The sequence below is a fragment of the Sphingobacterium sp. HSC-15S19 genome (assembly GCF_050433745.1).
In the GTDB taxonomy this organism is placed as follows: Bacteria; Bacteroidota; Bacteroidia; order Sphingobacteriales; family Sphingobacteriaceae; genus Sphingobacterium; species Sphingobacterium siyangense.
On sequence record NZ_JBNPWQ010000100.1, the window covers coordinates 1 to 1352 of the forward strand.

General features: G+C 44.7%; 1 protein-coding gene. It reads left to right on the forward strand.

From position 1 onward, the window contains the following. A partial coding sequence (locus tag L1283_RS28475) for an ISL3 family transposase (protein ID WP_429626817.1) occupies positions 1–1329 on the forward strand: 1329 nt, incomplete at its 5' end. Between the last annotated feature and the right edge of the window lie 23 nt (positions 1330–1352).

Below are 1352 nucleotides of genomic sequence, written 5' to 3' on the forward strand. Positions count from 1 at the left end.
TATAAACGGAGGACTGAGCGTCTGGAAAGTAAGATCAGACAACTTGGGCTTCTTGCCGGAGGAAGGCCTGCTCAGCGGATTTGTACCATATTGTCGATACCCACGAGCGATACGACTATACTACGGTTGATTGAAAAATGCGATTTTTCACCAGCAAAAGGTGTAACCGCCATTGGCGTAGACGATTGGGCTTACAAAAAAAGGAAAAGTTACGGTAGTATTTTGGTCAATCTCCACACAGGGAAAGTGATAGATCTATTACCAGACCGTGAACAGGAGACATTGCGTAAATGGCTACAGGAACGTCCAGAGATTGAAGTAATGAGCCGGGATAGATACAGTAACTATCGAAAAGCTATTACTTTGGGTGCTCCCCAATCTATCCAGGTCACCGATCGTTGGCACTTGTTGAAAAATTTAAGTGAGGCGGTACAGAAAGTTTTGATCAGGCATTACAGCAAAGCCACAGCTTTGTTGGCCAATAAGCAGTTGCGGGTTGACGATCAACAAATAGCTGAAAATCAAAGCACACTATCTGAAAACAGAAGCTCTCCGGATTCAGCTCATGGCGGGATCCGCTTAAAGCGGTTTGAGCAACTGAAGGAATTACAGAAAAAAGGATATTCCATACGTGCCATGGCACGGCATCTGTGCATGCACAGACAAACCGTCAAAAACTATCTGGACATGGAGACCTTGCCCCGGAAATCTCAATGCAAGATTAATCCGCTTGAAAAATTCTTTACGCATATAAAAAAGCGTATGGAGGAAGAGCCGAGCATATTGATCACCACATTGTGGCAGGAGCTCAGAACCCAAGGATATAAAGGAGCCTATTCAACTTTCTCAGAAGGCTTGAAATTCTATGGGATCCGAGTGGGCAAAAAAGCTGGGTTCACTAAAGAATTACCGAATCATGGTGCAGCAACTTTTAAACCATCATCAGCGGCGATATGGTTTCTGTCAGATCAACAAAATCTGTGGGATGACCAACGGAATATCATCCGCGAATTATGCAAATCCTCCAAAGAGCTGAATAAGACTTTTATCCTAGTGCAATCCTTCCGTAAAATAATGGCTGAGAAGTCGGGCGATACAAAATTGAGGGAGTGGATCGAGAAATCAAGCACCTCGGGACTAAAAGAAATAGCATCATTCGCAAAAGGACTGCTCGCCGATTGCCCCGCTGTTGAAAATGCGCTCACCTTACCATGGAGTAATGGTCCCGTGGAAGGAAACGTGAACCGACTGAAAATGATTAAGAGGCAGATGTATGGTAGAGCGGGGTTTGACTTATTGAGGAAACGTGTAGTATACGCTCCGTCTTGACCACCAAAAGTGGGGAAGAACCA